Source organism: Rhodoferax sp. ZS1R8, from assembly GCF_056521325.1.
Genome location: NZ_JBWMBA010000060.1, coordinates 1 through 1,581, shown reverse-complemented (window position 1 = coordinate 1,581; position 1,581 = coordinate 1). Strand labels below are relative to the sequence as shown.

Below are 1,581 nucleotides of genomic sequence, written 5' to 3'. Positions count from 1 at the left end.
GCCCGTCCCATTTCTTCGCCATTTACGCAACCCCTTGAAAGCGCGCACATGCAGGTTCCCTTCACCATTCCTCCCCATTGGTTGCGCCGGGCCTGCTGGTTCGGGGGGGGTGTGCTGGTGCTGTGGGTGCTGGCCTGGCTGGCGGTGCCGCCGTTGGTGAAGCGGGCGATAGAGGAGAGGGCTACGGCGGCCCTGGGTCGCACAGTGACCGTGGAGGCCGTGGCCTTCAGGCCCTGGTCGCTGGAGCTGATCGTATCGGGGTTGGCGGTGGCCTCGGCTGACGGCAAGGCCAAGCAACTGCAGATAACCCGCGTCTATGTTGATGCTGAGCTGGAGTCGCTGGTGCGCCTGGCCCCGGTCATAGACGCCATCACGCTGGACAACCCAACCGTGCAGCTGACCCACCAGGGCGATGGCCGCTACGACGTGGACGATATATTCGAGCGCCTGGCCCAAACTCCGGCTTCGGACGCGCCCCTGCAGTTTGCCCTGTACAACCTGACGCTCAACGGCGGCGCAGTGGACTTCCATGACCACACGGCATCGGGCCTGCGCCACCACAGTTTGCGTGCGCTAAACCTGGCCGTACCGTTTCTGAGCACGCTGGAATCCAAACGCACCGTCAAGGTGGTGCCGCGCCTGGCATTCACGCTCAATGGCAGCCAGTTTGATACCGCGGCAGAGGGCACACCTTTTGCGCAGACCCAAAAGGGCGAGGCCTCGCTGAAGATCAGCAAGCTGGACCTCGCGCCCTATCTGCCCTACCTACCCAGCAGCCTGCCCGTGCGCCTGCAATCTGCGGTGGTGGATACAGACCTACGTTTGGCCTTTGAGCAGGCCAAGCAGCAAAATCTGACCTTCACCGGCATGCTCAAGGTGTCTAACTTGTCGCTGGCAGATGCGGCGGGCGCGCCGCTGCTGGCCGTGGAATCGGTAGAGGCTGCGCTGGCCGATGTGCGACCACTGGAGAGGGTCGTCAGCTTGGCATCACTGGACATCCACGCACCCGCCGTGCAGGCTACACGCAACCGGGCGGGGCGTATCAATCTAGTCCTGAATGCTACAAAATCAGTAGCTAAAGAGTCTGATACGACGGGGGCTAGAGGCCCGAATGGCTTGAAGGCATCGGCTGCAGCGGTCCCCAAGCCCTGGAGCCTGTCACTGGAGCGGTTTGCACTGCGCCGTGGCGCGCTGGTGTGGGCAGACGACAGCATCCAGCCCCCAGCCCGCATCAACCTGGCGGAGCTGGAGTTGCGGGCCAAGGCCCTGCGGTGGCCTCTGGGCACAACGCCTGCCACGCTTGAGGGTTCGGCCACTGTGCCATCCAAAGGCAGAAAGACGGCGCGCCTGGCATTCAAGGGGGAGGCTGCTGAGCTGTGGGCCACCGCGCAGGCAACGCTGGGGGATGTGGAGCTTGGCCTTGCAGCGCCCTATGTTGCGCAGTTTCTGCAGCCTGGGCTGCAGGGCGTGCTGGACGCCGAGCTGGGTGCCACCTGGACGGCAGGCAAACCTGGCGCCCCATCGGACAGCACAGCAAACACCCAGTCTGCCGGCGCGCTGCTGGTTACCGTGCCCCGTTTG

At 64.4% G+C, this 1,581-nt stretch carries 1 protein-coding gene; it reads left to right on the top strand.

Going from position 1 to position 1,581, the window contains the following annotated elements; translation table 11 throughout:
* Window positions 1-48 precede the first annotated feature (48 nt).
* Window positions 49-1,581: DUF748 domain-containing protein (locus tag AC097P_RS23720; RefSeq protein WP_479612891.1), on the top strand; the 1,533-nt coding region annotated here is incomplete at its 3' end.